Genomic DNA, 23,673 nt, shown 5'->3' with positions numbered 1-23,673 from the left:
CAAGAGCATGCGTTTCCCAGGGCTTGTCATTGCCCTGCTCTGGTCCATGTCGTCGGCATCCGCGCAGAATGCGATGCTCCAGCGGCTGGACACCACCGATGACGGCCGCGAGTGGCAGGCCGTGGGCCGTATCGACATTGGCGGCAACGGGTTCTGCACCGGCGCGCTGATCGCGCCCGATCTGGTGCTGACGGCCGCGCACTGCCTGTTCGACGCCACCACCGGCAAGCCCGTCGACACCCAGCAGATCGAGTTCCTCGCCGGCTGGCGCAATGGCCGGGCCACGGCCTATCGCTGGGTCCGTCGCGCCGTGGTGCACCCTGACTACGATTTCTCCAATCGGATCGACGCCGCCCGCGTGCGCAACGACATCGCCCTGCTGGAACTCCACCATCCCATCGCCAAGTCCGGCGTCGCCCCGTTCCTGACCGACACGCAGCCGCGCAAGCACGAACGTATCGGGCTGGTCAGCTATGCCCGCGAACGCTCCGAGGCGCCCTCGCTCCAGGACATGTGCCAGGTTCTGGAAAAGCGCAGCGGCGTGCTGGTCATGTCCTGCGACGTCGATTACGGCGCGTCCGGCGCCCCTGTCTTCACCTTCGAGGACGGCGCCCCCCGCATCGTCTCCGTGGTCTCCGCCATGGCCGAGATCCACGGCAAGAAGGTCGCCCTCGGCGCCTCGCTCGACCGCCCCCTCGCCATGATGCGCGAAGCGCTCGAAGGGGGCGCCCGCCTGGAAAACCAGACCCGGTCCGAGATGTTCTCGACCGGACAAAACCGCGACACTGGGGCAAAATTCGCCTCGCCCGACATGGATTGATCCTTGGCCCGGCTGGTTTCACTCCTCACTCTGCTCTTCACGCTTGCACTGCCCGGCCTGGCCCCCGCCAGCGATCTCATACGCCTGACCAACCGCGAAGACCTTCTGGGTTGGGAGGCCGTGGGCCGCATCGACCTCGGCCAGGACAGCTATTGTACCGGCACCCTGATTGCCGACAACCTCGTGCTGACGGCGGCGCATTGCGTCTTTGACAATCGCGGCGCGCCGATCCTGCCCGAGCGTATCGTCTTCCGCGCCGGGCTGCGCGACGGGGCGGCCATCGCCGCACGGAACGTCAGCCGCTATGTGGTGGCCGACGGCTATCGCCCCACTGACGGAATGTCCGCCGCCAATGTCCGCCGCGACGTTGCCTTGCTGGAGCTCAGCGTCCCCATCCCCACCGCCACGGCCAGCCCCTTTGCGCTGCACCACAATCCCACGCGGGGCGATGACGTCAGCGTGGTCTCCTACGGCCGCAAGCGCGACGACGCCTTGTCCTGGGAACGTCAGTGCGATGTGCTGCGCCGTGGGCAGGGCCTGATTTCATTCAACTGCAACGTGACCTTCGGTTCTTCCGGCGCACCCGTCTTCTCCGACGGCGGCTACCGTGCCCGCATCGTCAGCCTCGTCGTCGGCGGCCACAGGACCGAGCACGGCACCACCATCGCATACGGCATGGAACTGCCCGACGCGGTCGCGGCGCTCAAGCGCAAGCTGCGCGCGGAGGCGTCCGGCACCCCCGCTACCGCCAGCACCGGCTTTCGCAAGGTCGACATCACCCGTGGCGGCAAAGCCTCCGGCGCCCGCTTCGAGAAAATTCAGTGATTTCAGCCTTGCCGGGGGTCTTGAAACCGGCTTTTTCCCTCCCCAGATAACGGTCGTCCGACGCCGCATCGCGGGTCGGCGGAAACTGCCTGTCCCGTTCGGGAAGGCATCCACATAGGTATCGCTCAACGGAGGATTCCAATGCGTAACTTTGATCTTGCCCCGCTTTACCGGGCTTCCATCGGGTTTGACCAGATTGCCGACATGATGGACCGCGTCCTCGCCGGTGACGTCAATCACCCCACCTATCCCCCCTACAACATCGAAAAGACGGCCGACGATGCCTACCGCATTTCAATCGCCGTCGCAGGCTTCAGCGATGACGAACTGTCCGTCGAGCTGCGCGAAGGCGCCCTGATCGTCTCGGCCCGCAAGGCCGAAGAGGACGGCGACCGCACCTACCTGCATCGTGGCATCGCCACCCGCGCCTTCGAACGCAAGTTCCAGCTGGCCGACCACGTCAAGGTCACCGGCGCGACCCACACCGACGGCATGCTGCATATCGAGCTGGTGCGCGAGGTGCCCGAGCGGCTGAAACCCCGCCGCATCGAGATCGCCAGCGGCACATCCACCCACAAGGATGTCGTCGACGCCGAGACCGTCAACTAAGCGACGCTTCATTTCATAAGAAACGCCCCGTGGCCACCACGGGGCGTTTTTTCTTAAGCCGCCCGTGGCCTCTCACCGCGACAGGCTCTCCGCCAGCCGCATCAGCTGCACCGCCTCGGCGCGATATCCGAACGGGTCCTCGCCCTTCGCCCCGTTGGCCAGCGCAATCGCATCCGCATAGCCCCAATCCCCAAGGTACGTCTCACCCCGCAACAACTGCCCGAACCCCGCAATCGCCGCCGCGAACCGCGCTTCGGCCCCGGCCTCGCCACCTTCGACGATAGGTTGCTCAATCAACCGGCTCTCATCCTCGCCGGGATTTTTGTACCGCAGCTTGAAATACCCAAGCTCCTCGGCCTCTCCGCTTACCGCCTCCGCCGCACCATATCGCAACGGGTCACTCATCTGCGCGGGCGAGCCCACGGGTGTGATCTCGTAGAGCGCGGTCACCTGGTGCCCTGCCCCGATATCGCCCGCGTCCACCCGGTCATTGTTGAAATCCTCGCGCCGCAAGGCACGCGTCTCGTACCCGATCAGCCGGTACTCGACCACGGCCGCCGGATTGAACTCCACCTGGATCTTCACGTCATCGGCAATCGAGTAAAGCGCCCCGCTTACCTGGTCGACCATCACCTTCTGCGCCTCGCTCAGCGTGTCGATATAGGCCGCCTGCCCGTTTCCGTTCTGCGCCAACGCCTGCATTGTCGCATCGTCCAGGTTGCCGCGCCCGAACCCCATCACCGACAGGTAGGTGCCGCTCTCCCGCTGCTCGGCAATATAGTCCTTCAAGGCCTCCGGGTCGCTGATCCCCACGTTGAAAACCCCGTCCGTCGCCAGGATCACCCGCGACACCTCTCCATCTCCGCCCATTTCCTCTGCCAAGGCATACGCCTGCTCCAAACCCGCCTGTCCGGCGGTCGAGCCACCGGCCTCCAACCGATCCAGCGCGCCCAGGATCGTCTCCCGCTCCGTCGCCGGTGTCGGCGCCAGCGCCTGCCCCGCGCTGCCCGCGTAGGTCACGATCGCCACGCTGTCCCGCTCGGTCAGCTGCGGCAGCATCAGCGCCAAGGACTGCTTCAACAGCGGCAGCTTGTTCGCCGCCTGCATCGACCCGCTCGTGTCGATCAAAAAAACAAGGTTCAGTGGCGGGCGGTCCGCCACGCGGGGCACCTCGCCCTGGATCGCGATATGCACCAGCTGCGTGTCCGGGTTCCACGGCGCGTCCGTCACGCTCACCGTCGGCTCGAACGGCGCATCGCCTTCGGGCGCGGCGTATTCATAGGGGAAATAGTTCACCATTTCCTCGATCCGCACCGCCTCCTTCGGCGGCAGGAAACCGGCTCGCAAGGACGACCGCACCGTACCATACGATGCCGTATCCACGTCGATCGAGAACGTCGAAACCGGCTCTTCGCTCGTGATCTTCAGCGCGTTCGGCTCCGCCTCGGGAAACGCCTCGGTATCGCTTTCCGGCAGGGCCGCCACGCCATCCGCATCCGGCTGCGCGATGCGTCCGACCGGCGTCGTGTTCGCCGCGCTCCCGGCATTTCCCTCCGCATCGGACAAGGCCTGCGACTGCATCGTCTGCGGGGCCATCTGCCTCTGCTTTGCAACGCCTGCCTCCGGTCGCGCCACCTGGGGCTCCGGCGCAGGCCGTGGCGCCTCGGCCTTCGGCGCGGGCTCTGCCGGGGCGACGTCCAGCGCCATCTGCTCCGCCGCCTCCCGCGCAGGCGCTTCCCTGCGCACGCCCATGCCCGCCAAACCGTCATCCGCTTCGGTCACCACCGGCTGCGCCCCCCGCAGCGCCGGCGCGTTGTGCCAATCCGGCACCACCACGACCATCCCCAGCGCCACCAGCGCCGTCGTTGCCGTCAGCGCCCCGCGCGTATTCATCCGCATCAACATGTCCCTCACTCCTCTGACAAGGCCCTTTCTCGGGCGATCAGAGGTTTGACGGGCACCATCCCGCGCCTCTTGGAGATCGGCGAAATTTTTCCGCGCCAAGGCCAGATCCGCCGCCTTCCTGTCGGCATCCGGCTTCGGCGTCGCGGCCCGCATCATGGCCTTCAGATCGTCGAGGTCGTCGCTCATGCGTCCTCCTCTCGCGCGCGCATCGCGCGCAGATGTTTCTTGGCCTCCGAAACGCGCCACCCCACCGTGCCGCCCGAGATGCCCAGCACCTCGCCGGCTTCCGCATGGCTCATGTCGTCCAGCACCAGCGCCAGCGTGTCCCGCAATTCCTCCGGCAGGGCCCGCATCGCTTCCGTCAGCCAGCCCACCGCCTCGGCCACCTCCGCCTCCGCCGCCCGCCGGTCCACTTCCCAGTCGCCCCAGCCTTCCGCGTAACTCGCCCGCACGGCCGCCCTGCGCCGCCGGTCATGGGCCGCATTCACCACCACTCGCCACAGCCAGGTGGTGAACCTCGACGCCCCACGAAAGCCGCCCAGCTTTCCCGGCAGCGCCGCGCACACGTCCTGCGTCAAATCCTCCGCCTCCGCCCTCGCGCCGGTCAGTCGGAATGCCAGCCGGAACACGGCATCGTAATGCCGCTCGACCAAGGTCGAGAAGGCCGCCACATCGCCATCGGCGGCGGCTCGGGCCAGGGTTTCGTCGCTGACTGTCATGCGCATCACGATTGTAGGACGCCGCCCAAGCTTCGATTCTTGGCGACGCGCGAAAGAAATTTCACGCCGTCAATGCGGGTGTAGGGTTGGATTTCATCCCACCTTGACGGGATTCCATTCCACCTTGACGGGATTCCATCCCACCTCGGCAAGATGTCATCCCGCCTGCAGGGCCCCGACCCGTTCCAGCACCGCCTTCAACTCGGCCCGGCCGGCATCGCTCAACCCGTCCTGCGGCGGCAGCGGTTCGCCCACGGCATACCCCTGCAACTCCAGCCCACCCTTCACGCAGGCTGCAAGATTGTATTTCGCGAACGCCTGGTTCAGCGCCCACAATTCGCGCTGCAACTCCATCGCCGCCTGATACTGCCCGACCTTGCACAGCTCATAGAGTTTCACACTCTGCTTCGGCACGATGCACGCCGGCCCCGCCATCCAGCCCTTGCCCCCGATCAGCATCACGCAGGCCGGGATATGCGCCGACGCGGCAAAGATATCCAGCTTGTCGCCCACCCTTTCCATGATCGACAACAGCCGCCCGGTATTGCTCGACGCGTCTTTCAGGCAGCGGATGTTCGGTATCTCCGCCAGCTCCGCGATCAATGGCACGCTCAGATCGCTACGCTGAAAATTCGGGTTGGTGTAGATCACGATCGGCAGGTCCACCGCCGCGGCAACGGCAGTGAAATACGCCTTGATGCCAGCATCGCTCACCGGGAAGTACGCCTCCAGAACGGCAAGAATACCGTCACAGCCCATCGCCGCGAATTCCCGCGCCTGCCGCACGGCCTCTTGCGTCGTCGTCGCCGCAACACCCGCGATCACCGGCACCCGGCCTCTGGCGGCCGCCACGACCGTCTCGACGATATCGCGCTTCTGCTCCCAGCTGAGATACGCGAACTCTCCCGTCGAGCCCAGCGGCGTCAGCCCATGCACGCCCGCGTCGATCAGGTCGTCACAAAGCCGCGTCAGCACCTCGCGATTGACCCGGCCCTCGCCATCCAGCGGCGACACCAGGTAGGGAAAGACCCCGTGAAACCCGTCTTCCATGCCGCGCCTCACACGCTCATGCAGACGTATTTCATCTCCAGGAAATCGTCGATCCCGTGATGGCTGCCTTCCCGGCCCAAGCCCGACTGCTTCACGCCGCCGAACGGCGCCACCTCGGTCGAGATGATGCCGGTATTCACCCCCACAATCCCGTATTCCAGCGCCTCGGCCACCTTGTAGACCCGGCTCAAATCCTTGGCATAGAAATAGCTGGCAAGGCCAAAGATAGTGTCGTTCGCCATGGCGATCACGTCATCCTCGTCCTCGAACTTGAAGAGCGGCGCCAGCGGCCCGAACGTCTCTTCCTGGCTCACCTTCATGTCCTGCGTCACACCCGTCAGGATCGTCGGCTGAAAGAAGTTGCCGTCCATCTCGCCATCCGCACCCCCAAGGATCACCTTGCCACCCTTGACCTTGGCATCCTCGATATGCTCCACCACCTTCTCGGACGCTTCCGGGTTGATCAGCGGCCCCAACTCGGTGCCGTCCTCCAGCCCGTCGCCCACCTTCATCTGGCTCACCCGGTCCTTCAGCTTCTCGGCAAAGGCATCATACACCCCGGCCTGCACATAGATCCGGTTGGCGCAGACACAGGTCTGCCCGTTGTTGCGGAACTTGCACATGATCGCGCCTTCCACGGCGGCATCCACGTCGGCGTCGTCGAACACGATGAAGGGCGCGTTCCCGCCCAGCTCCATCGAGCATTTCATCACCTGGTCGGCAGCTTGCCGCAGCAGGATCCGCCCCACTTCGGTCGACCCGGTAAAGGTCAGCTTGCGCACGTTCGGGTTCTCGCAGAACTCCTTGCCGATGTCCGAGGACCGCGACGAGGTCACGATGTTGAACACCCCCGCCGGGATCCCCGCCCGCTCGGCCAGCACACCCATCGCCGTGGCCGAAAGGGGCGTCTCCGCCGCCGGACGCCCGACAAAGGCACAGCCCGCCGCCAGCGCGGGCGCAGCCTTGCGCGTGATCATCGCATTCGGGAAATTCCACGGCGTGATCGATGCCGCCACCCCGATGGGCTGCTTCAACACCATGATCCGCTTGTCGCGCTGGTGGCCGGGGATCATCTCGCCATAGACCCGCTTGGCTTCCTCGCCGAAGAATTCGATGAACGACGCTCCATAGGCGATCTCGCCCTTGGCCTCGGCCAGCGGCTTGCCCTGCTCTGCGGTCAGGATCGTGCCCAGGTCCTCCTGGTGCTCCATCATCAGGTCGAACCACTTGCGCAGCACCGCGGCGCGCTCCTTGCCGGTCCACTTGGCCCATTCCTTCTGCGCCTTCGCGGCTCCCGCAATCACATCGGCCACCTGCTTGCGATCGAGGTCCGCCACGTTGGCGATCACGTCCCGTCGCGCCGGGTTCACAACCTCGAAGGTCGCGCCGTCCGCGCCGTCGATCCACTCACCCCCGGCATAAGCCTTCTCGGCCAGCAGGTCGGGGTCCTTCAGCAGCGATTTCAGGTTGGTGGCAGTATCGAGCATGACGCATCCTCCGGCAAAAACTGTTGCTCATGGCAAAGCATCTGGGGCACGGAATGTCTAGGGCCAGACCAAAGGAGAAAATCATGAAACTGGACGACGCCTACGCCAACGTCCCCTACATCCCGGACGGCGAAAGCTACCCGCCCCGCTGGGCGGCCGAGGCAGCCACCTTCCGCGAGGCGCGCGCGCAGGCACACGACGCGCTCGGCGTTGCCTACGGCGACACGCCGCGCCAGGCCTATGATATCTTCCGCCCCGAAACCGATCAGAATGGCACGCTCATCTTCGTCCACGGCGGCTACTGGCTCCGCTTCGACCGCAGCTACTGGTCCCACTTCGCCACCGGCGCGCTGGCCCGGGGGTGGTCCGTCGCCATGCCGTCCTACGACCTCTGCCCCGACGTCCGCATCGCCGACATCACCACCCAGATCGCCCGCGCGGTAGAGACGATCGCCGCCGCCGAACCCGGCCCCCTCGCCCTCGCCGGCCACTCCGCCGGCGGCCACCTCGTCTCGCGCATGGCCCAGCCCGGCCTCCTGCCCGGCGATGTCACAGACCGCATCACCACCATCACCCCGATCTCCCCGGTCTCCGACCTGCGCCCGCTCCTGCAGACGTCGATGAACGACCAGTTCCAGCTCACCGAAGCCACCGCCGCCGCCGAAAGCCCCGCACTCATGACCGACCGCCTCGCCATCCCCACCCACATCTGGGTCGGCGCCGAGGAACGCCCCGTCTTCCTAGACCAGGCCCGCTGGCAGGCCGACGCCTGGTCCTGCCCTCTGCGCATCGACGCAGGCCGCCATCATTTCGATATCATCGACGCCCTCAAGGGCCCCGACAGCCCGCTGATGCAAGACATCCTCGGCTGACCCACACCCAGCTTTTTCTCGCCGCAACCCGCCGCGCCCGATGCGAAGGCCCTGCGTAGGGTGGGTGAAAACCCACGCCTCCCCGCGCCTCATCCCTGTCCGAACCGCTCCACCCAACACGGCACCACATCCCCCTCGGCAGGCCTTGCCGCGTAAACCGCCCGTGCAATCGCCCGCGCCACGCAACTCGCCGCCGCATGCCCCAGCGCCAACTGCCCCGCCACGTCCGGTGCCTCCCCGTGCCCCGTGGCCGCGGCAAAGATCAGATCCCCGTCCATCGGCGTGTGCGACGGCAGCAGCGCCCGGGCAAACCCGTCATGCGCCGACACCGCCATCCGCGTGCACTGCGCCTGGGTCAGCTTTGCATCCGTCGCAACCACCCCTATCGTCGTCGCCGCGTGCTGCCCCAGCTTTGTCCGAGGCTCCTGCACATCCCCGAAATTCCGCGCCACGCCCAAGCCGCCAAACTCGCCCTCCATCTCAAACGGTGCTGTCCAGAACTCCCCGCGCTCGCCGGCCACCGCCGAGCCCAGCGCGTTCACCGCCACCAGCGCCCCCACCGTCACACCCGACGCCAGCACGACCGAGGCCGATCCCACGCCGCCCTTGAAATCCGCCGTCACCGCGCCTGCACCAGCCCCGAACGACCCCAGATCGAACGCCTCGCCCCGAGCCGCCAGCGCCTCCCGCCCCAGCCGCTTGTACGGGTTCTCCCCCCAATCCTTGTCCCCGCCGTTCAGCAGATCGAACAGGATCGCCCCCGGCACGATCGGCACGCGCTGGCCGCCCACGGCAAAGCCGCGCCCCTCGACGCGCAACCCGTCCGCCACGCCCGACGCCGCATCCAGGCCAAAGGCCGACCCGCCCGACAGCACCAGCGCATCGACCTCCTCCACCACCTTGTCCGGCGCCAGCAGATCCGTCTCGCGCGTGCCCGGCGCCCCGCCCATCACGTGCACACCCGCCGTGAACGGGGCATCGCCCACCACCACGCTCACCCCGGTCTTCACTGCCGCATCTTCGGCCTGTCCCACCAGTATCCCCGGCACATCCGTGATCAGGTTCCGCATTCCCGGTCTTGCCCTCATGGTCCGTTCCAGTCCTCATTCTGTCGCAGACCATCTTGCCAGACCCATTCCGCTCTGCAACAACAGCCTCAGACCCGCCGGCGAGGGCGTCGCCCCAACCACGAGTCTCACATCCCAACAGTTCTGAACGCCGGGACCTTTCTTTGATTAGGAGGGTCACACCATGACTGCCTCCCAAACCCGACTACGGGCCAGAGTTCAACGTGGTCGGCTCGGTGTCACACACCCCGCGTTCCAAAATGACATAACCCCGCTCCGGCCCCCGAGCCAGGGCCTCCCTGTCCCTCTGGCTGTTGTCTTCAGTCCTGCGAACCTAGATATAAGGGCAACACGCCAAAGAGGGTCGCCATGCACTACATCAAATGGATATTCGTCGCCGCCTTCTGGCTGCTGGTCGCGGGCTTCCTGCACTATACCCTGCCGCAGCACGACATCGCGCGCGTCACCGACACCTATGAAAAGCGCATCGATTTCGGCGAAAACTCGATCTTCTGGTCCAACGTGGGCACCGGCGACGCCGAAGGCACGGCCAACCGCGATATCTTCTTCATCCAGACCCGCCTCGCCGACGGCGGCGTCATGGTCTACCGCAATGAGGATACCGGCTGGGGCTGGCCGCCCTATTTCAAGTTCGACACGTCGAATCTTCAGGCCGAAGCGGCCGACCTGCGCTCGACCTCAGAGACGCCCAAATGGGTCTCGATCACCCATTACGGCTGGCGCAACGAATTCTTCTCGATCTTCCCCAACGCCATCTCGGTCGAGCCCGTCGAGGGCCCGAACGTCACAATCATCCCGTGGTTCAACATCATCTTCCTGACGCTGCTGGCCGCCCTCGTCTGGGCCATCCGCGCCCGCTGGGTGCGCTTCCGCGAACGCCGGGTTGATCCCGTCACGGACGAATGGGGCCTGACCGACCCCCGACCGGGCCGCGACCGCCTGTAAGGGCGGGAAAGACCCCTAGCGCTTTCCGTAATAGAGGCCCACCACGTGCTCGGCCTCGGCAAAGAACAGCCAGCGCGACGCCGCGATCCCGCCCAGATGCGCCAGCACGGCCACCAGCGCCGCGATATGCGAAAACGGCACCAGCAGCAGGACGAACGGCACCGTGTATCCGAACAAGAGCGCGATCATCCGCAGCTTCTGCGCGTGCTTGCGCCCCACCACGTAGACGAATTCCCGCAACAGGTAATTGTTGCCGGTATGCGGCGGCTCGAACGACCGCACGCTGCCGATATGCCCCAGCCCCGTCGCCGTCGCCAGGTTCGTGCCGCTCTTTTCCAGCGCCTTGTCCCCGCGCAGCCAATACAACACCTGCAGCGCCGCCGCCACGGGTAGCATGACCAGCGCGATCATCACCTGCCCAGCCAGCAATGCGCCGCCCGCCAGCGAGGTCGACATGTAAAGCAGCGGCGTCAGCGGCGTGTTCCACCGCGGCACGGTCTTCATCTGCGTGTAGATCATCGAGGTGGTGAACACCGTCACCGCCGACAGCACCGCCCCGATCACCCCCACCAGCACCCACCGCGTATCGAAGAATACCAGTCCCGCGCCATAAATCGCCATCACGATCAGCGCCGCGACAGATGAAACCCCTTCCCGGCTCAGCCACGAAGACCGCCACTGCGTGAACGCCTTCAGCGCCCGCTCCGGGTGGCCCAGGTGAAAGGTCGAAGCCATCAGCCCGCCCACCGCCAGCAGGTAGCCGATCACGAAAAAGGTAAACGCGACCCAGCCTGTGGGCACCAAAACCCCAAGCCCCAGCCAGAACAACAGGCCGAACCCAAGCCCCGACAGCGTGGTGAATACGATAACGGACGGTGCAGGATGCATCAGATCTTCTCCAGAGCCTTGTCGAGCCAGCCGATGAATCCCTTGGGTTCTTCGGCCACGGGCGCCAAAAGCGGCGCCAGGACGTCGATCTGCTCATCCGGCGCCGCCATGACGCGGTCCTTGGGCCGCGGCGGCAGGTACTGGTTCACCGGCTTGGTACCCTGTTCCGGCATCAGGTCCATTCCGCCACGCTCTTCGACCAGCTTCGACACGTCGCTCTCCGGATCGCCAAGATCTCCGAAATGCCGTGCCCCTGCCGGGCATGTCCGCACGCAGGCCGGCACCCGGTCCACCTCCGGCAAGTTGTCGTTGTAGATCCGGTCGACGCACAGCGTGCATTTCTTCATCACGCCCTCGGCCGCGTCCATCTCGCGCGCGCCATAGGGACAGGCCCAGGCGCACAAGCCACAGCCGATGCAGTCGCTCTCGTTCACCAGAACGATCCCGTCCTCGACCCGCTTGTAGCTGGCGCCAGTCGGACATACGGTGACGCATGGTGCATCCTCGCAATGCAGACACGACTTGGGAAAGTGAATGAGCTGCGCCGCCGGCTGCGGCATCCCGCTTTCCGCCAGGGGTTGCACCTCGTAGGAATGCACCCGGTTCAGGTACGTCCCGCGAGGATCGGCCCCATAGGCGTCCTGATCGCTCAGCGGCGCGCCGTAATTCTCGGTGTTCCACCCTTTGCAGCTGACCACGCAAGCGTGACAGCCCACACAGGTATCCAGGTCGATCACCAGCCCCATCTTGCGCTGCGTCGTCTCGGGAAGCGTCGTCATGCTTGCCGCTCCTCTGTCTTGGCTGGGACCGCGCCGGTCGGGGCCGCGTCCTCGCTCGCATTCCAATTGCCGATGAACCACGCGAAGGTGCCGACCACGAAAATCACGAACGCCAATATGGCGACCAATGTCAGGGTCTTGCCGCTCACCGCCGCACCTCCGCGCACTCATTTTCCGCGCGGAAAATGGGCCGGAAAATACGCATTTTCCGCCCAAGACTTTTCAAAAAGTCTTGGCAATTTTCTTCCAAGAAAAGTCCCGCGCTCATTTGCCCACCTTCCAGCGCAGCTCGTCCGGCCCGGTCCCCACCGGCGACCGGATCGGCGCTAATGTCGGGTGCACCTCCTCGGGCGCTGCTGTCTTCTCGATCTTCACGCGCAGGTCGAACCACGCCGCCTGCCCCGTCACCGGGTCGCTGTTCGCCCAGCGCAGCCCGTCGCCCTTGGGCGGCAACAACTCGTGAATCAGGTGATTGAGCAGAAACCCCTTCGTGGCCTCCGGCGCGTCCTTTTCCAGCGCCCAGGCCCCCTTGCGCTTGCCGATCGCGTTCCACGTCCAGACGGTATTCTCATTGAGCGCGGCCATATGCGCCACCGGCACCGTGATCTCGCCATGCGCTGAGGTCACACGCGCCCAATCCCCCTCGGCAAACCCCTCCGCCTCCCAGATCTTCGTCGGCAGGTACAGCGGATTGCGCCCATGAATCTGCCGCAGCCACGCGTTCTGGCTCCCCCAGGAATGATACATCGCCATCGGCCGCTGCGTCAGCGCGTGCACGGGATACTCCACCGGGTCCACATGCCCGTCCTCGAAGGGCGGATACCACACCGGCAGAGGGTCCAGCGTCGCCTTGATCCGCTCGCGCAGATGTTCGGGTGGTTGCCGTTCCCCATGCCCCTCGGCGGCCAGCTGGAACTTGCGCATCGTTTCGGCATAAAGATCGAAGATATAAGGCTGCGGGCTGTCATACAGGCCCATACCCACCGCCCACTCCTGATAGCCCATGTTCCATGGCTTCATATAGGCGTGTTCCTCGGCGATGTGGTTCACGAAGAACCCGCCATTCTCGATATATTTCTCCAGTTGGTCCTCGTTCGGCGCGCCACGCCCGTGGGTCAGACCGTCCTCGCCCTTGCGCCACCCGGCCAGCGGGCCGATCCCCGGCTTGCGTTCGTGGTTGACGATGTAATCGGCATAGTCCGCCCACTTGGCGCTGCCATCCTCGTTGGTGAACCCCGGCAGCCCCATCTTGTTGGCCAACAGAACCAGCGCGGTCTGAAACCCCTTCACATCCCGGTCTGGCTCCACCACCGGCCAGCGGATCGCGTCGGCGGCGGCATCCGCCTCGCAGATCGGGCGGTCCAGCAGGCTGATGCAGTCATGCCGCTCCAGATAGGTCGTGTCGGGCAGGATCAGGTCGGAATAGGCAACCATCTCGGAACTATACGCATCCGAATAGATGATATGCGGAATGACATACTCGCCGTCGTCGCCCTTGTCCGTCAGCATGTCGATCACGCCGCGCGTGTTCATCGTGGAATTCCACGCCATGTTCGCCATGTACATGAACAGCGTGTCGATCTTGTAGGGGTCTCCCGCATGGGCATTGCTGATGACCATGTGCATCATGCCATGCGCGCTCATCGGGTTCTCCCAGGTGAACGCCTTGTCGATCCGCGCCGGTGTCCCGTCCTCCTTCAGCGCCAGATCCTCCGGCCCGCGCACGAACCCCAGATGCGGCCCGTCCAAGGGCTTGCCGGGCGTCACCTTGCAATGCGGCGTCGGGTGGATGCTCACGGGCTTGGGATAAGGCGGCTTGAACCGAAAGCCCCCCGGCACCTCGACCGACCCCAGCAGGATCTGCAACAAATGCAGGCTCCGGCAGGTCTGAAACCCGTTGGAATGCGCCGAGATCCCCCGCATCGCGTGGAAACTCACCGGGCGGCCCACCATCGTCTTGTGTGTCTGCCCCCGGAAGTCCGTCCATTCGCGGTCCAGCACGATCTCTTCCTCGAAGGCAACCCGCGCCAGTTCCGCAGCAATCGCCCGGATGCGCCGCGCACTCACGCCGCACCGCTCCGCCACCGCCTCGGGCGCGTATTCTTCGCCCATGTAGCGCTCGGCCAGCAAATGCATCACCGGCCGGTGCGTCACGCCATCCTTTTCATAGCTGGCCGACAGGTCCGGCTTCACACCCTTCTTGTCGAACGCCGCAGGTTCCCCCGTCGCCCGGTCGATCACCAAGAGCTTGCCATCGGCGTCGCGCATCAACAGGCCCTGCTCCGGCGAGCTGGCATCGCAATTCACCAGCACCGGCGCATTGGTATACTCCGCCAGGTACCGCAGGTCGATCTTCCCCGCGCGCAGCAATTCATGCACGAGCGCCAGGATGAACAACCCATCCGTCCCCGGCGTGATCCCGACCCATTCGTCCGCCACGGCGTTGTACCCTGATCGGATCGGGTTCACCCCGATCACCTTGGCGCCGCGCTCCTTCACGCGCCCGATCCCCATCTTGATCGGGTTGCTGTCATGGTCCTCGGCCACGCCGAAGATCATGAACAGCTTGGTATTCTCCCAGTCCGGCTGACCGAACTCCCAGAACGCGCCGCCCATCGTGTAGATGCCCGCCGCCGCCATGTTGACGGAGCAGAACCCGCCATGCGCGGCATAGTTCGGCGTTCCGAAATTCTGCGCCCAGAAACTGGTGAAGCTCTGGCTCTGGTCCCGCCCGGTAAAGAACGCCAGCTTCTCCGGCGCCTCCTGCCGCAAGGGCTCCAGCCAGCCCGTGGCGATCTCAAGCGCCTCGTCCCAGCTGATCTCCTCGAACTCGCCCGACCCCCGAGGCCCGACCCGCTTCAACGGCGCCCGCAGCCGCGCCGGCGCGTTGTGCTGCATGATCCCGGCGCTGCCCTTGGCGCACAGCACGCCCTTGTTCACCGGGTGGTCGCGGTTGCCCTCGATATAGGCGACCTTGCCGTCCTTCATATGCACGTTGATCCCGCAGCGGCAGGCGCACATGTAACAGGTGGTCTTGCGCACCTCGTCGGACACCTTGGGCGAGGTATCCAGTTTGGGCTGATCCAGCATGTCGTCGCCTCCCTTTGCTTGTCCCGGTCACGCTAGGCCAGTTCTCACCGCCCCGCGACTGCTTCTCTCGGTTCGTTCGCTTTCCCGAAGCGCTCTGCCGGAAAAGCCGAAAATCCTTTGCGCTCAGCCGGGCAACAGCCCGACCACATCCCGCGCAATCTGCCGTTCCTCGTCGGCGGGCACCACGTGCACGGGGATATCCCCCAGCCATGTCAGATGCTCCATGATACGCTCCCGTATGGATTCGGCGTTCTCGCCGATGCCCCCGGTAAACGCCACCGCGTCCACGCCCTGCATCGCGGCAATCGCCGACCCGGCCTGCCGCGCCGCCCAGTAACAAAAATGCTCGACCGCGAACCGCGCGTCCTCGTCGTCGCGACTCAGCAGCGTCGCCATGTCATTCGTCCCGGCCAGCCCCTTCAGCCCGCTTTCCTTGTTCAGGATCTTGCCCGCAGCCTCGATCCCGTGATCCTCGGCCAAACGCAGCACCGCCATACCGTCGATGCACCCCGTCCGCGTGCCCATCACAAGGCCGTCCAACGGCGAATACCCCATCGAGTTCGCCACAGACTTGCCCTCGACCATCGCGCACAGGCTGGCCCCGTTCCCAAGGTGCAGCCCCAGCAACCGCCGCGGCAGGTCATCCCCGAACTGCGCCACCATCCCGGCATAGGAAAGGCCATGAAACCCGTACCGCCTTATGCCCTTGTCCCGCTCCGCGCGCGGCAATGCATAGGTCACCGCCACGTCGGAATTGGTCGCATGAAACGCCGTGTCGAAACTGGCGAATTGCGGCAGGTCCGGGGCCAGCCCGGCCAGCGCCCGCACCCCCGACAAGTTATGCGGATTGTGCAGCGGCGCCAGCGGCACCACCGCCTCGATCCTGGCAATCACCTCGTCGGTCAGCCGCTCCGGCGCGGTCAGATGCGCCCCGCCATGCACCACGCGATGCCCTGCCGCCGCAAGCGACGACACCGGATGCCCCGCCGCCTCCAGCTTCTCCAGGATCAAACCCAACGCAGCCGTATGGTCAGCAACAGACACGTCCTGCTTGTCACCCCCAAGGCTCAGCCGCCCCTGCCCGCCGATCTCGGTCACCGAGCCCGACAAAACCGACTCCAGAGCAGGCGTGAACAGCTCCACCTTGATCGAGGACGACCCGGCGTTGACCACCAAAATCATGCCGCCCCCCCGATCACGCCCAGCGCCGCCGAGGCGATGCGCTCTTCCGCCCCCTGCGCCCGGCTGGTCAGCAGGATCGGCACCTTGGCCCCCAGCACCACGCCGGCACAGCAGCACCCCATGCCGAACGACATCAGCTTGAACAGCGCGTTGCCCGTGGTGATGTTCGGCGTCAGCATGATGTCGGCATCGCCCGACACCTCGGACTCGTAATTCTTCGCCGCCGCCGCCGCCTTCGACAGGATCAGGTCCATCGCCATCGGCCCTTGCACCACCGCCCCCGGCAGCGCGCTCTTGGCCCACTCCGCGATCTCCTGCGCCTCCATGGTGTTGGGTACCGTCGGAATGGGGTCCTCGGTCGGCGCCAGGATCCCCGCCTTGGGCCGCTCGATCCCCAGCTTGCGCGCCAGAGTAACGGCATGGCTCAGACAGGCCTGCCGCGTTTCGACGTCCGGGTCCACGTTCAACGCCGCATCGGTCAACAGCAAGGGCCGCTCCGACCCCGGCATGGTGATGTGAAACACATGCCCGCAGCGCGTGCCCTTCTCGCGCAGCCCAGCCGCCGACGGCAAAAGCCCCTTGAGAAAAGTCGACGTGTGGATCTGCCCCTTCATGATCGCGCCCACCTCGCCGCCCCGCGCCATCTCGGCCGCCACCGGCGCGGCGCTCTCCTTCGGCGCGTGGATCAGCGGCAGCCCCGCGATATCCCACCCGATCTCCTTCGCCGTGGCCTTGATCTTGTCGCTGTCCCCGATCAGCACCGGCTCGGCCAGCCCGGCCTCGGACGCCTCGCGGATGCCCTGCAACGGGTTCGGCGCACCGGCATTCACCAGCGCCACGCGCGGCCGCGGCAAGCCTTGCGCCCGCGTCAACAACGAAGGCGGGCAGGTGGGCTCACTCGCGGCGAGAAAGGGATATCGGTCTGTCATGTCTTGTCCTGTGCTCTGTCCAGGGCCCTGATCGGCCCCGCGTGGCAAGAGTATGCCTGCGGGGCGTCAGGATTGCGACGTCTCAGACCCGTTGCTCGATCATGTCGTCAGCGCTGATGCCGGCCACTTCCACAGGTTTCTTCATGGCATCCCGGCGGAACGGCTCACCCAGCTCCTGGTTGATCATCGCCTCGATCAGCGTGGTCGTGCCGTTCTCCATCTGCTCCTTGATCGCGGTGTTCAGCGCATCGGTCAGCTCGTCCATCGTCCGCGCCACGACCCCTTTCAGCCCGCAGGCATTGGCGATCCCGGCATAGCTGACATCGTCATCCAGCTCGGTCCCCACGAAATTGTCGTCGAACCACAGGGTCGAGTTCCGCTTCTCCGCACCCCACTGGTAGTTGCGGAACACGATCTGCGTGATCCCCGGCCACTCGCTCCGGCCAATGGCCGTCAGCTCGTTGACAGCGATGCCGAACGCACCGTCGCCGGCAAAGCCCACCACGGGCACGTCCGGGCAACCGATCTTGGCGCCGACAATGGCGGGCAGACCATAGCCACAAGGCCCGAACAGCCCCGGCGCCAGGTATTTTCGCCCCTCGTCGAAATCCGGATAGGCGTTGCCGATCGCACAGTTGTTGCCGATATCGCTGGAGATGATCGCGTTGCGCGGCAGCGCGCCCTGTATCGCCCGCCACGCCATGCGGGGGCTCATCCAGTCGGGCTTGTCCTTGCGCGCCCGCTCGTTCCAGGTGGTGCCGGGGTCGTCATCCTCGTGGTCCATGCTCGCCAGCTGCTGCGCCCAACGGCTCTTGGTCTCGGCAATCTTCGCCTTGCGCGCTTCGCGGTCGTGATCCCCCGCCGTCTCGCCCAGGTTCTTCAGGATGCCCTGCGCCACCTTGGCCGCATCGCCCACGATCCCGACGGTTACCTTCTTGGTCAGGCCGATCCGGTTCGGGTTGATATCCACCTGAATGATCTTGGCATTCGTGGGCCAATATTCCATCCCGTACCCCGGCAGGGTCGAGAACGGGTTCAGACGCGTGCCAAGGCACAGCACCACGTCCGCGTCCTTGATCAGCTCCATCCCCGCCTTGCTGCCGTTATAGCCCAGCGGCCCGGCAAACAGCGGATGCGAGCCCGGGAACGCATCGTTGTGCTGATAGCCCACGCAGACCGGCGCGGTCAGCCGCTCGGCCAGCTCCATCGACGCCTCGATCCCGCCCTTGGACAAGACCACGCCCGCCCCGTTCAGGATCACCGGGTTCTTGGCATCGCTCAAAAGCGCGGCAGCCTCGGCGACCGAGTTGCTGCCGCCAGGGCTCACCTCGAACTCGATCGCGTTGGGGATCTCGATATCCACCACCTGCGTCCAGAAATCGCGCGGGATGTTGATCTGCGCCGGCCCAGACAGGCGCTTGGCCTGGCTGATCACCCGCGCCAGCACCTCGGCCACGCGCGTCGGGTCGCGCACCTCTTCCTGATAGGCCACCATGTCCTCGAACAGCTTCATCTGCTCGACTTCCTGAAAGCCACCCTGACCGATCGTCTTGTTCGCCGCTTGCGGCGTCACCAGCAACAGCGGTGTGTGGTTCCAGTAGGCGGTTTTCACGGCCGTCACGAAATTGGTGATCCCCGGCCCGTTCTGCGCGATCATCATGCTCATCTTGCCGGTCGCACGGGTATAGCCATCGGCCATCATCCCCGCGCTGCCTTCATGCGCGCAATCCCAGAACGTGATCCCGGCCTTCGGGAACAGGTCCGAAATCGGCATCATCGCCGACCCGATGATCCCGAACGCGTGCTGAATCCCGTGACGTTGCAGCGTTTTGACAAAGGCTTCTTCGGTGGTCATCTTCATGACTGTGCTCCTGAACATTGGAAAAGGCCGGTCCTCCACCGGCGCGGCTTGGGGGGGAAGCTACCCTCGCAGTCACCCCCATTCTAGGGCCAGTTTCCGCTGCATACTATAGCCAGAGAGTATTTTTATTGAGACTTTTGGTCTCATTTATTTGCACTCCGGATCTCTTTTGTGATTCCGCGAGGGGCTTTACGCCCTGTCATGCAAGGCGCGTTCGCCTTTCGGCGGCGCGACCGTAAACGGCCTCACGAACCCAGCTCATTTGCCAGTATCCCGATCCCGTCCGCGATCCGCTCCGAGGGAATCGAGGAATAGGCCAGCCGGTAGAAATTCCGCGGCGCATTCGCAGCGTCAAAGAACGGCCGCCCCGGCTCGATCAGAACGCCCCGGGTCTGCAACCGGCGCGCAAGATCCTCGGTATCCACGCCCTCGGGCGCCCGCATCCAGATCGAACTTCCGCCGAACACGCCGCGCCCCTCCACGCCGAGGCCCTGATCGTCCAGCGCCGCCTCCATCACCTGCCGCCGCCGCGCATAGGCCTTGCCGATCCGCCGGATCAGGCTGTCGTAATGACCCAGGCTCAGGAAATAGGCCGTGGTCCGCTGCACATGCCCCGGCGGATGCCGCAGAACGCTGGCCCGCAGCGCCCGCGCCTCACGGATGAACGCCTGCGGCCCCACCAGATACCCCAGCCGCAGCCCCGGAAAGATCGACTTGGAAAAACTGCCCACGTAGATCACGCGCCCGTCGCTATCGAGCGATTTCAGCGACGGCAGCGGCGCGCGCAGAAAGCTGATCTCGAACTCGTAATCGTCCTCGACGATCAGCGCCTCCATCTCGCGCGCCCGCGCCAGCAACTCCTGCCGCCGGTCCAGCGGCATGGTGGCATTCGTGGGCGCCTGGTGGCTCGGAGTGGTGAAAATCACGTCCGCCCGCTCCGGCAGATCCTGTGGCCGCAACCCGTCACGATCCACCGGCACCGGCGCCATGTGACAGCGCGACTGCGTCAGGATATCGCGCAGCGCGTGGTAACACGGCTCCTCCACCGCCGCCGTCCGCCGCTGGGTCAACAACACCTGCGCCGTCAGCCACAGCGCGTTCTGCGCCCCCATCGTCAGCAATATCTCCCCCGGCTCCGCCAATATCCCCCGGCGCGGCAGAGTATGCCGCGCGATGAATTCGATGAGCTTGGGATCGTCCTGGTCATACGCATCCGCCGCCAGCGCCTGGAACTCCTTCTGCCCCAGCGCCCGCAGCGCGCAATGCCGCCAGCTTGCGTGATCGAACAGGCTCGGATCGGTCTGCCCGAAGATGAACGGATAGGGATAGTCCGACCAGTCCCGCGGTTTCTCCGGGGTCGCTCCGCCGGTATAGCGCCGCCCGATCGCCCGCCCCCAATCGATCATGTCGCCCTTCGCCGCACTGGGCGTGAACGCCGGCGGCTCCGGCGCGTTCTGCGACACGAAATACCCCGACCGGTCCCGGCTCTCCAGGTAATCGTTGGCCTGCAACTCGGTATAGGCCAGCGTCACCGTGATCCGGCTCACCCCAAGATGTTCGGCCATCTTGCGGGAACTCGGCAGCCTCTCGCCTTTCCGGAACCGCCCCGACAGGATGCCCTGCGCGATCATCTGCTGGATCTGCGCCTGCAACGTCCCTTCCGCCTCGGGCGACAGGAAAAAGCTTTCCACCGATATGGCCATGCGCGGGATCCTACACTGGCCCCATCGTCGCGGCAATCTGGACCGATCGGCATTTCGGCTGATTCTGCCGTTGCCATTTAATATCTTGATGATATATCAATTGCCGACAATACTGTGCCAGCTACGGCGCGGCACATCGATGGCTCAAGGGAGGACGGCCACATGACCGAACGAAAAAAACGGACAATCACCCAGATCAGGGCCTCGAAACATGACGGCACGCGCATGGTCTACACCTCCGTGCCAGATTACACTTCAGCGCAATGGGCCGAGGCGGCGGGCGTCGATGTCGTCGTGGTCGGCGACAGCCTCGCCATGATCGCCCACGGCCACGCCTCGACCGCACCCGCGACGATGGACATGATGGTCCTGCACGCCCAGGCCATCCGCCGGGGCGCGCCCAATACCTTCTCGCTCGGTTGCATGCCCTATCAGAGCTATCACACAGTGGACCGCGCCCTGACCAACGCCACGCGCTTCATGCAGGACGGCGGCTGCGACGCGGTCAAACCCCAGGGCGGCCGCAGCCAGGCCGACATCCTCAAGGCTCTCGTCGCGGCGGGCATCCCCACGGCCAGCCATATCGGCATGGCCCCGCACCGCGTCGCGATGTATGGCGGCTTCCGCGTACAGGGCAAGACTCCCGAGGACGCGATGGACATCCTGCAGGACGCGCTCGCCATCCAGGACGCCGGCTGTTTCATGCTTGAATTCGAGGCGGTGCCGGCCTCGATCGCCCGCATCATCTCCGCCGAGCTCGAGATCCCCACCATCGGCATCGGCGCCGGCGCCGGCACCGACGGACAGATCCTGCTCAGCTACGATCTTCTCGGTGTATTCACCGATTTCAAACCCAAGTTCACCAAGCGCTACGCAAACCTGACCGAGGCCGCGGTAAAGGGCCTGTCCGATTACGCCGCCGACGTCCGGTCCGGCGCCTTTCCCGACGACGACCATAGCTACCATGTCGATGACAGCGTAACCGACGCCTTCCGCGACATGGTCGAGAAACGCCGCCAGGTCTGAACCGGGCCGAACCCCACCCGGCGCGCATTCGAACGCAAAGCCGTCCCGCCCCAGGTGCCGGAGGCGGCGATGCCGCCGACCGGCCACGTAGGGTGGGTGAAAACCCACGCGCCGTCCAACGCCTCCGCGAACGCAGCCGCCGGCACAAGGGCGCCCGCGATTGCGGCAAACCGTTCGGATCGCTCCCGAACCGGTCACAAGGCCGCGTCCCTGCTCCGTCATCTCCTTGGCGCGAGAAAACGACGCTTTTGCCCAATCAGAGAAGTTCCTCTTGCGCGAGGAACGAACCTTCCTGAAATGTGTTTCGACACTAAGCACAGGAGAGCCCAGATGATCGCCGTCATTTTCGAGGTCATGCCGCACCCCGACCAGAAAGACGCCTATCTCGCCATGGCCGCGAAGATGAAGCCTCTGGCCGAAAGCATCGACGGCTTCATTTCCGTCGAGCGCTTCCAAAGCCTTGTGAACCCTGAAAAGCTTCTCTCGCTCAGCTTCTGGCGCGACGAGGCCGCGTTGGACGAATGGCGCCGGCTCGAGGCGCACCGCGGCGCCCAGCGCGCGGGCCGCGAAATGATGTTCGACGATTACCGCCTGCGCGTCGTGTCGGTCATCCGCGACTACGGCATGCATCAACGCGACGAAGCCCCCGAGGACAGCAAACAGGTTCATAACGGCTGAGACGTCCCTGTCGCGGCTTCCGTCCTGGCCTGATCCGGGGACTCTCGCGGCAAGAGATCCCGGATCAAGTCCGGGATCGCGCAGCTCAACATACGCTGCCGTTTGTTTTACGCACGCCGGTCAGATCAAACCGCGCGCTCGCAGGTCCTTCAGGACGGCCTCCGTATCCTGCCCCCGCGCCGGGGTCGGGTTCGGCGCTAGGGCTTTCCCGTCAAAGCGCGGCGCCGGCGCGGGTTGCAGCACGTCGCCCTCCGACGCGTGCCAGATCGCGCGCGCCGCGATATGCGGATCCGCCGCCGCCTCCCACGGGCTCAGCACCGGCGCGACACAGGCATCGGAATTTTCAAACAGGGCGGCCCAATGGGCCACGGGATGCTCGGCGAACAGCCGCGAAAGGTGCGCCGTCTGATCCGGCCACTGGGCACGGTCGTACTGAGCGGCAAAGAGCGGGTGGTCATCAAGCCCGAGAAGATCCAGAAACATCGCATAGAACTGCGGCTCCAGGCATTGCACCGACAGGTACCGCCCGTCGGCGCAGACATAGGTCCGCCCCCAGGGCGGTGCGTCCAGCAGGCTCTGCCCCCGCTCCCGCGACAGGTTCCCGCCCCCCGCCATCGCCATGAACAACGCCATCATGTGCGCCGACCCGTCGGTGATCGCCGCGTCCACCACCGTGCCCCGGCCCGTCCGCTGCGCATTCAACAGACCGCTCAGGACGCCCGCCACCAGGTACAGCGCCCCGCCCCCGATATCCCCCACGATCGTCGGCGGCGTCAGCGGCGCATCGCCGGGGGTCGAGGCATAGTATAGCGCCCCCGCCGTGGCGATATAGTTATAGTCATGCCCCGCCAGATGCGCCCGCGGCCCGTCCTGCCCCCAGCCGGTCATCCGGCCATAGACAAGCCTCGGATTGCTCTGCGCAAACGCCTCCGGCCCCAGTCCCAGCCGCTCCATCACCCCGGGCCGCAACCCCTCGATCAGCGCATCGGCCTCGTTCACCAGCGCCTTCGCGACCGCCATGTCGCGGGGATCCTTGAGATCCAGCACAACGGCCCGCTTCCCCCTGTCCAGCATGTTGTGCGCGCCCATCGTCGGATTGGCAGGCCCGGGCCTCTGGACAACGGTGACCTCCGCGCCCAGATCCGCCAACATCATGGCGGCAAAAGGCGCGGGGCCAAGGCCCTCGAACTCGATTATTTTCAGACCAGCGAGCATGG

The 23,673-nt window shown here is 65.5% G+C and carries 21 protein-coding genes; 7 read left to right on the top strand and 14 right to left on the bottom strand.

Features of this window, described 5'->3' with window-relative positions:
- The first annotated feature begins 46 nt into the window (after window positions 1-46).
- The 3 genes from RBB31_RS01165 (at window position 47) to RBB31_RS01155 (ending at window position 2,254) form a co-directional block, all read left to right on the top strand.
- Window positions 47-820: a serine protease gene (locus RBB31_RS01165; RefSeq protein WP_371931277.1), complete on the top strand. Its 774-nt coding sequence runs from the start codon at window positions 47-49 to the stop codon at window positions 818-820.
- A 3-nt stretch (window positions 821-823) separates the two neighbouring features.
- Entirely contained in the window at window positions 824-1,645 is an 822-nt protein-coding gene (locus RBB31_RS01160; RefSeq protein WP_306127426.1) for a serine protease, read from the top strand.
- A 141-nt stretch (window positions 1,646-1,786) separates the two neighbouring features.
- Window positions 1,787-2,254 carry an Hsp20 family protein gene (locus tag RBB31_RS01155; protein ID WP_306127425.1) on the top strand — a complete coding sequence of 156 codons (468 nt, stop codon included), beginning with the start codon at window positions 1,787-1,789 and terminating at the stop codon, window positions 2,252-2,254.
- Window positions 2,255-2,326: 72 nt separating this feature from the next.
- Here RBB31_RS01155 and RBB31_RS01150 read toward each other — a convergent pair whose 3' ends face one another.
- The 4 genes from RBB31_RS01150 to RBB31_RS01135 all read right to left on the bottom strand — a co-directional run bounded on the left by RBB31_RS01150 (window position 2,327) and on the right by RBB31_RS01135 (window position 7,415).
- Window positions 2,327-4,345 (bottom strand): von Willebrand factor type A domain-containing protein, encoded by a 2,019-nt coding sequence (locus RBB31_RS01150; RefSeq protein ID WP_306127424.1) that lies wholly within the window; start codon window positions 4,343-4,345, stop codon window positions 2,327-2,329.
- Complete coding sequence (locus RBB31_RS01145; RefSeq protein ID WP_306127423.1) at window positions 4,342-4,878, bottom strand: RNA polymerase sigma factor; 537 nt, start codon at window positions 4,876-4,878, stop codon at window positions 4,342-4,344. Before RBB31_RS01145 ends, RBB31_RS01150 begins: the two co-directional genes overlap by 4 nt.
- Window positions 4,879-5,034: 156 nt before the next feature.
- Window positions 5,035-5,928, bottom strand: coding sequence for a dihydrodipicolinate synthase family protein (locus RBB31_RS01140; protein ID WP_306127422.1), 894 nt, complete (start codon window positions 5,926-5,928; stop codon window positions 5,035-5,037).
- An 8-nt stretch (window positions 5,929-5,936) separates the two neighbouring features.
- Window positions 5,937-7,415, bottom strand: coding sequence for an NAD-dependent succinate-semialdehyde dehydrogenase (locus tag RBB31_RS01135; protein WP_306127421.1), 1,479 nt, complete (start codon window positions 7,413-7,415; stop codon window positions 5,937-5,939).
- Between the two features lie 83 nt (window positions 7,416-7,498).
- Here RBB31_RS01135 and RBB31_RS01130 point away from each other — a divergent pair, with 83 nt between their 5' ends.
- Window positions 7,499-8,287 (top strand): alpha/beta hydrolase, encoded by a 789-nt coding sequence (locus tag RBB31_RS01130; RefSeq protein ID WP_306127420.1) that lies wholly within the window; start codon window positions 7,499-7,501, stop codon window positions 8,285-8,287.
- Between the two features lie 89 nt (window positions 8,288-8,376).
- Here the strand turns inward: RBB31_RS01130 and RBB31_RS01125 are convergent, their stop codons facing one another.
- Window positions 8,377-9,357 (bottom strand): P1 family peptidase, encoded by a 981-nt coding sequence (locus RBB31_RS01125; RefSeq protein ID WP_306127419.1) that lies wholly within the window; start codon window positions 9,355-9,357, stop codon window positions 8,377-8,379.
- Between the two features lie 366 nt (window positions 9,358-9,723).
- Here RBB31_RS01125 and RBB31_RS01120 point away from each other — a divergent pair, with 366 nt between their 5' ends.
- On the top strand, window positions 9,724-10,320 hold the full coding sequence (locus tag RBB31_RS01120; RefSeq protein ID WP_306127418.1) for a DUF1523 family protein: 597 nt from the start codon (window positions 9,724-9,726) through the stop codon (window positions 10,318-10,320).
- A gap of 15 nt (window positions 10,321-10,335) precedes the next feature.
- On the opposite strand, the gene RBB31_RS01115 is transcribed toward RBB31_RS01120, so the two are convergent.
- The 8 genes from RBB31_RS01115 to RBB31_RS01080 all read right to left on the bottom strand — a co-directional run bounded on the left by RBB31_RS01115 (window position 10,336) and on the right by RBB31_RS01080 (window position 20,752).
- Window positions 10,336-11,208: a DmsC/YnfH family molybdoenzyme membrane anchor subunit gene (locus RBB31_RS01115; RefSeq protein WP_306127417.1), complete on the bottom strand. Its 873-nt coding sequence runs from the start codon at window positions 11,206-11,208 to the stop codon at window positions 10,336-10,338.
- Complete coding sequence (locus RBB31_RS01110) at window positions 11,208-11,987, bottom strand: 4Fe-4S dicluster domain-containing protein (RefSeq protein ID WP_306127416.1); 780 nt, start codon at window positions 11,985-11,987, stop codon at window positions 11,208-11,210. The genes RBB31_RS01115 and RBB31_RS01110 overlap by 1 nt, the downstream gene beginning before the upstream one ends.
- Complete coding sequence (locus RBB31_RS01105) at window positions 11,984-12,136, bottom strand: hypothetical protein (RefSeq protein WP_306127415.1); 153 nt, start codon at window positions 12,134-12,136, stop codon at window positions 11,984-11,986. The genes RBB31_RS01110 and RBB31_RS01105 overlap by 4 nt, the downstream gene beginning before the upstream one ends.
- A 115-nt stretch (window positions 12,137-12,251) precedes the next feature.
- On the bottom strand, window positions 12,252-15,077 hold the full coding sequence (locus RBB31_RS01100; protein WP_306127414.1) for a molybdopterin oxidoreductase family protein: 2,826 nt from the start codon (window positions 15,075-15,077) through the stop codon (window positions 12,252-12,254).
- A 123-nt stretch (window positions 15,078-15,200) separates the two neighbouring features.
- On the bottom strand, window positions 15,201-16,259 hold the full coding sequence (locus tag RBB31_RS01095; protein ID WP_306127413.1) for an acetate/propionate family kinase: 1,059 nt from the start codon (window positions 16,257-16,259) through the stop codon (window positions 15,201-15,203).
- On the bottom strand, window positions 16,256-17,188 hold the full coding sequence (locus RBB31_RS01090; protein ID WP_306127412.1) for a phosphate acyltransferase: 933 nt from the start codon (window positions 17,186-17,188) through the stop codon (window positions 16,256-16,258). Before RBB31_RS01090 ends, RBB31_RS01095 begins: the two co-directional genes overlap by 4 nt.
- Window positions 17,189-17,270: 82 nt before the next feature.
- Window positions 17,271-19,049 (bottom strand): sulfoacetaldehyde acetyltransferase, encoded by a 1,779-nt coding sequence (gene xsc, locus RBB31_RS01085; protein WP_306127410.1) that lies wholly within the window; start codon window positions 19,047-19,049, stop codon window positions 17,271-17,273.
- A gap of 245 nt (window positions 19,050-19,294) precedes the next feature.
- Complete coding sequence (locus RBB31_RS01080) at window positions 19,295-20,752, bottom strand: PLP-dependent aminotransferase family protein (protein WP_306127409.1); 1,458 nt, start codon at window positions 20,750-20,752, stop codon at window positions 19,295-19,297.
- 162 nt (window positions 20,753-20,914) lie between these two features.
- On the opposite strand from RBB31_RS01080, the gene panB reads away from it, so the two are divergent.
- A complete protein-coding gene (panB, locus tag RBB31_RS01075; RefSeq protein ID WP_306127408.1) occupies window positions 20,915-21,778 on the top strand; it encodes a 3-methyl-2-oxobutanoate hydroxymethyltransferase in 864 nt (287 codons plus the stop codon).
- Between the two features lie 330 nt (window positions 21,779-22,108).
- A complete protein-coding gene (locus RBB31_RS01070) occupies window positions 22,109-22,456 on the top strand; it encodes an antibiotic biosynthesis monooxygenase (protein ID WP_306127407.1) in 348 nt (115 codons plus the stop codon).
- 120 nt (window positions 22,457-22,576) lie between these two features.
- On the opposite strand, the gene RBB31_RS01065 is transcribed toward RBB31_RS01070, so the two are convergent.
- Window positions 22,577-23,671 (bottom strand): CaiB/BaiF CoA-transferase family protein, encoded by a 1,095-nt coding sequence (locus RBB31_RS01065; protein ID WP_306127683.1) that lies wholly within the window; start codon window positions 23,669-23,671, stop codon window positions 22,577-22,579.
- Between the last annotated feature and the right edge of the window lie 2 nt (window positions 23,672-23,673).

This window comes from Roseovarius sp. MMSF_3350, assembly GCF_030733425.1.
Lineage (GTDB): Bacteria > Pseudomonadota > Alphaproteobacteria > Rhodobacterales > Rhodobacteraceae > Roseovarius.
Note: the sequence above shows the minus strand (reverse complement) of the source record. Positions and strands in the feature narration are given on the sequence as shown.

What these genes read in the sequence shown, in the direction of transcription:
- RBB31_RS01130 (WP_306127420.1), top strand. Translation starts at nt 7,499, where the DNA reads ATGAAACTGGACGACGCCTACGCCAACGTCCCCTACATCCCGGACGGC.
- RBB31_RS01165 (WP_371931277.1), top strand. Translation starts at nt 47, where the DNA reads ATGTCGTCGGCATCCGCGCAGAATGCGATGCTCCAGCGGCTGGACACC.
- RBB31_RS01110 (WP_306127416.1), bottom strand. Translation starts at nt 11,987, where the DNA reads ATGACGACGCTTCCCGAGACGACGCAGCGCAAGATGGGGCTGGTGATC.
- RBB31_RS01140 (WP_306127422.1), bottom strand. Translation starts at nt 5,928, where the DNA reads ATGGAAGACGGGTTTCACGGGGTCTTTCCCTACCTGGTGTCGCCGCTG.
- RBB31_RS01095 (WP_306127413.1), bottom strand. Translation starts at nt 16,259, where the DNA reads ATGATTTTGGTGGTCAACGCCGGGTCGTCCTCGATCAAGGTGGAGCTG.
- xsc (WP_306127410.1), bottom strand. Translation starts at nt 19,049, where the DNA reads ATGAAGATGACCACCGAAGAAGCCTTTGTCAAAACGCTGCAACGTCAC.
- panB (WP_306127408.1), top strand. Translation starts at nt 20,915, where the DNA reads ATGACCGAACGAAAAAAACGGACAATCACCCAGATCAGGGCCTCGAAA.
- RBB31_RS01135 (WP_306127421.1), bottom strand. Translation starts at nt 7,415, where the DNA reads ATGCTCGATACTGCCACCAACCTGAAATCGCTGCTGAAGGACCCCGAC.
- RBB31_RS01080 (WP_306127409.1), bottom strand. Translation starts at nt 20,752, where the DNA reads ATGGCCATATCGGTGGAAAGCTTTTTCCTGTCGCCCGAGGCGGAAGGG.
- RBB31_RS01150 (WP_306127424.1), bottom strand. Translation starts at nt 4,345, where the DNA reads ATGAGCGACGACCTCGACGATCTGAAGGCCATGATGCGGGCCGCGACG.
- RBB31_RS01115 (WP_306127417.1), bottom strand. Translation starts at nt 11,208, where the DNA reads ATGCATCCTGCACCGTCCGTTATCGTATTCACCACGCTGTCGGGGCTT.
- RBB31_RS01155 (WP_306127425.1), top strand. Translation starts at nt 1,787, where the DNA reads ATGCGTAACTTTGATCTTGCCCCGCTTTACCGGGCTTCCATCGGGTTT.
- RBB31_RS01065 (WP_306127683.1), bottom strand. Translation starts at nt 23,671, where the DNA reads ATGCTCGCTGGTCTGAAAATAATCGAGTTCGAGGGCCTTGGCCCCGCG.
- RBB31_RS01070 (WP_306127407.1), top strand. Translation starts at nt 22,109, where the DNA reads ATGATCGCCGTCATTTTCGAGGTCATGCCGCACCCCGACCAGAAAGAC.
- RBB31_RS01120 (WP_306127418.1), top strand. Translation starts at nt 9,724, where the DNA reads ATGCACTACATCAAATGGATATTCGTCGCCGCCTTCTGGCTGCTGGTC.
- RBB31_RS01100 (WP_306127414.1), bottom strand. Translation starts at nt 15,077, where the DNA reads ATGCTGGATCAGCCCAAACTGGATACCTCGCCCAAGGTGTCCGACGAG.
- RBB31_RS01125 (WP_306127419.1), bottom strand. Translation starts at nt 9,357, where the DNA reads ATGCGGAACCTGATCACGGATGTGCCGGGGATACTGGTGGGACAGGCC.
- RBB31_RS01090 (WP_306127412.1), bottom strand. Translation starts at nt 17,188, where the DNA reads ATGACAGACCGATATCCCTTTCTCGCCGCGAGTGAGCCCACCTGCCCG.
- RBB31_RS01145 (WP_306127423.1), bottom strand. Translation starts at nt 4,878, where the DNA reads ATGACAGTCAGCGACGAAACCCTGGCCCGAGCCGCCGCCGATGGCGAT.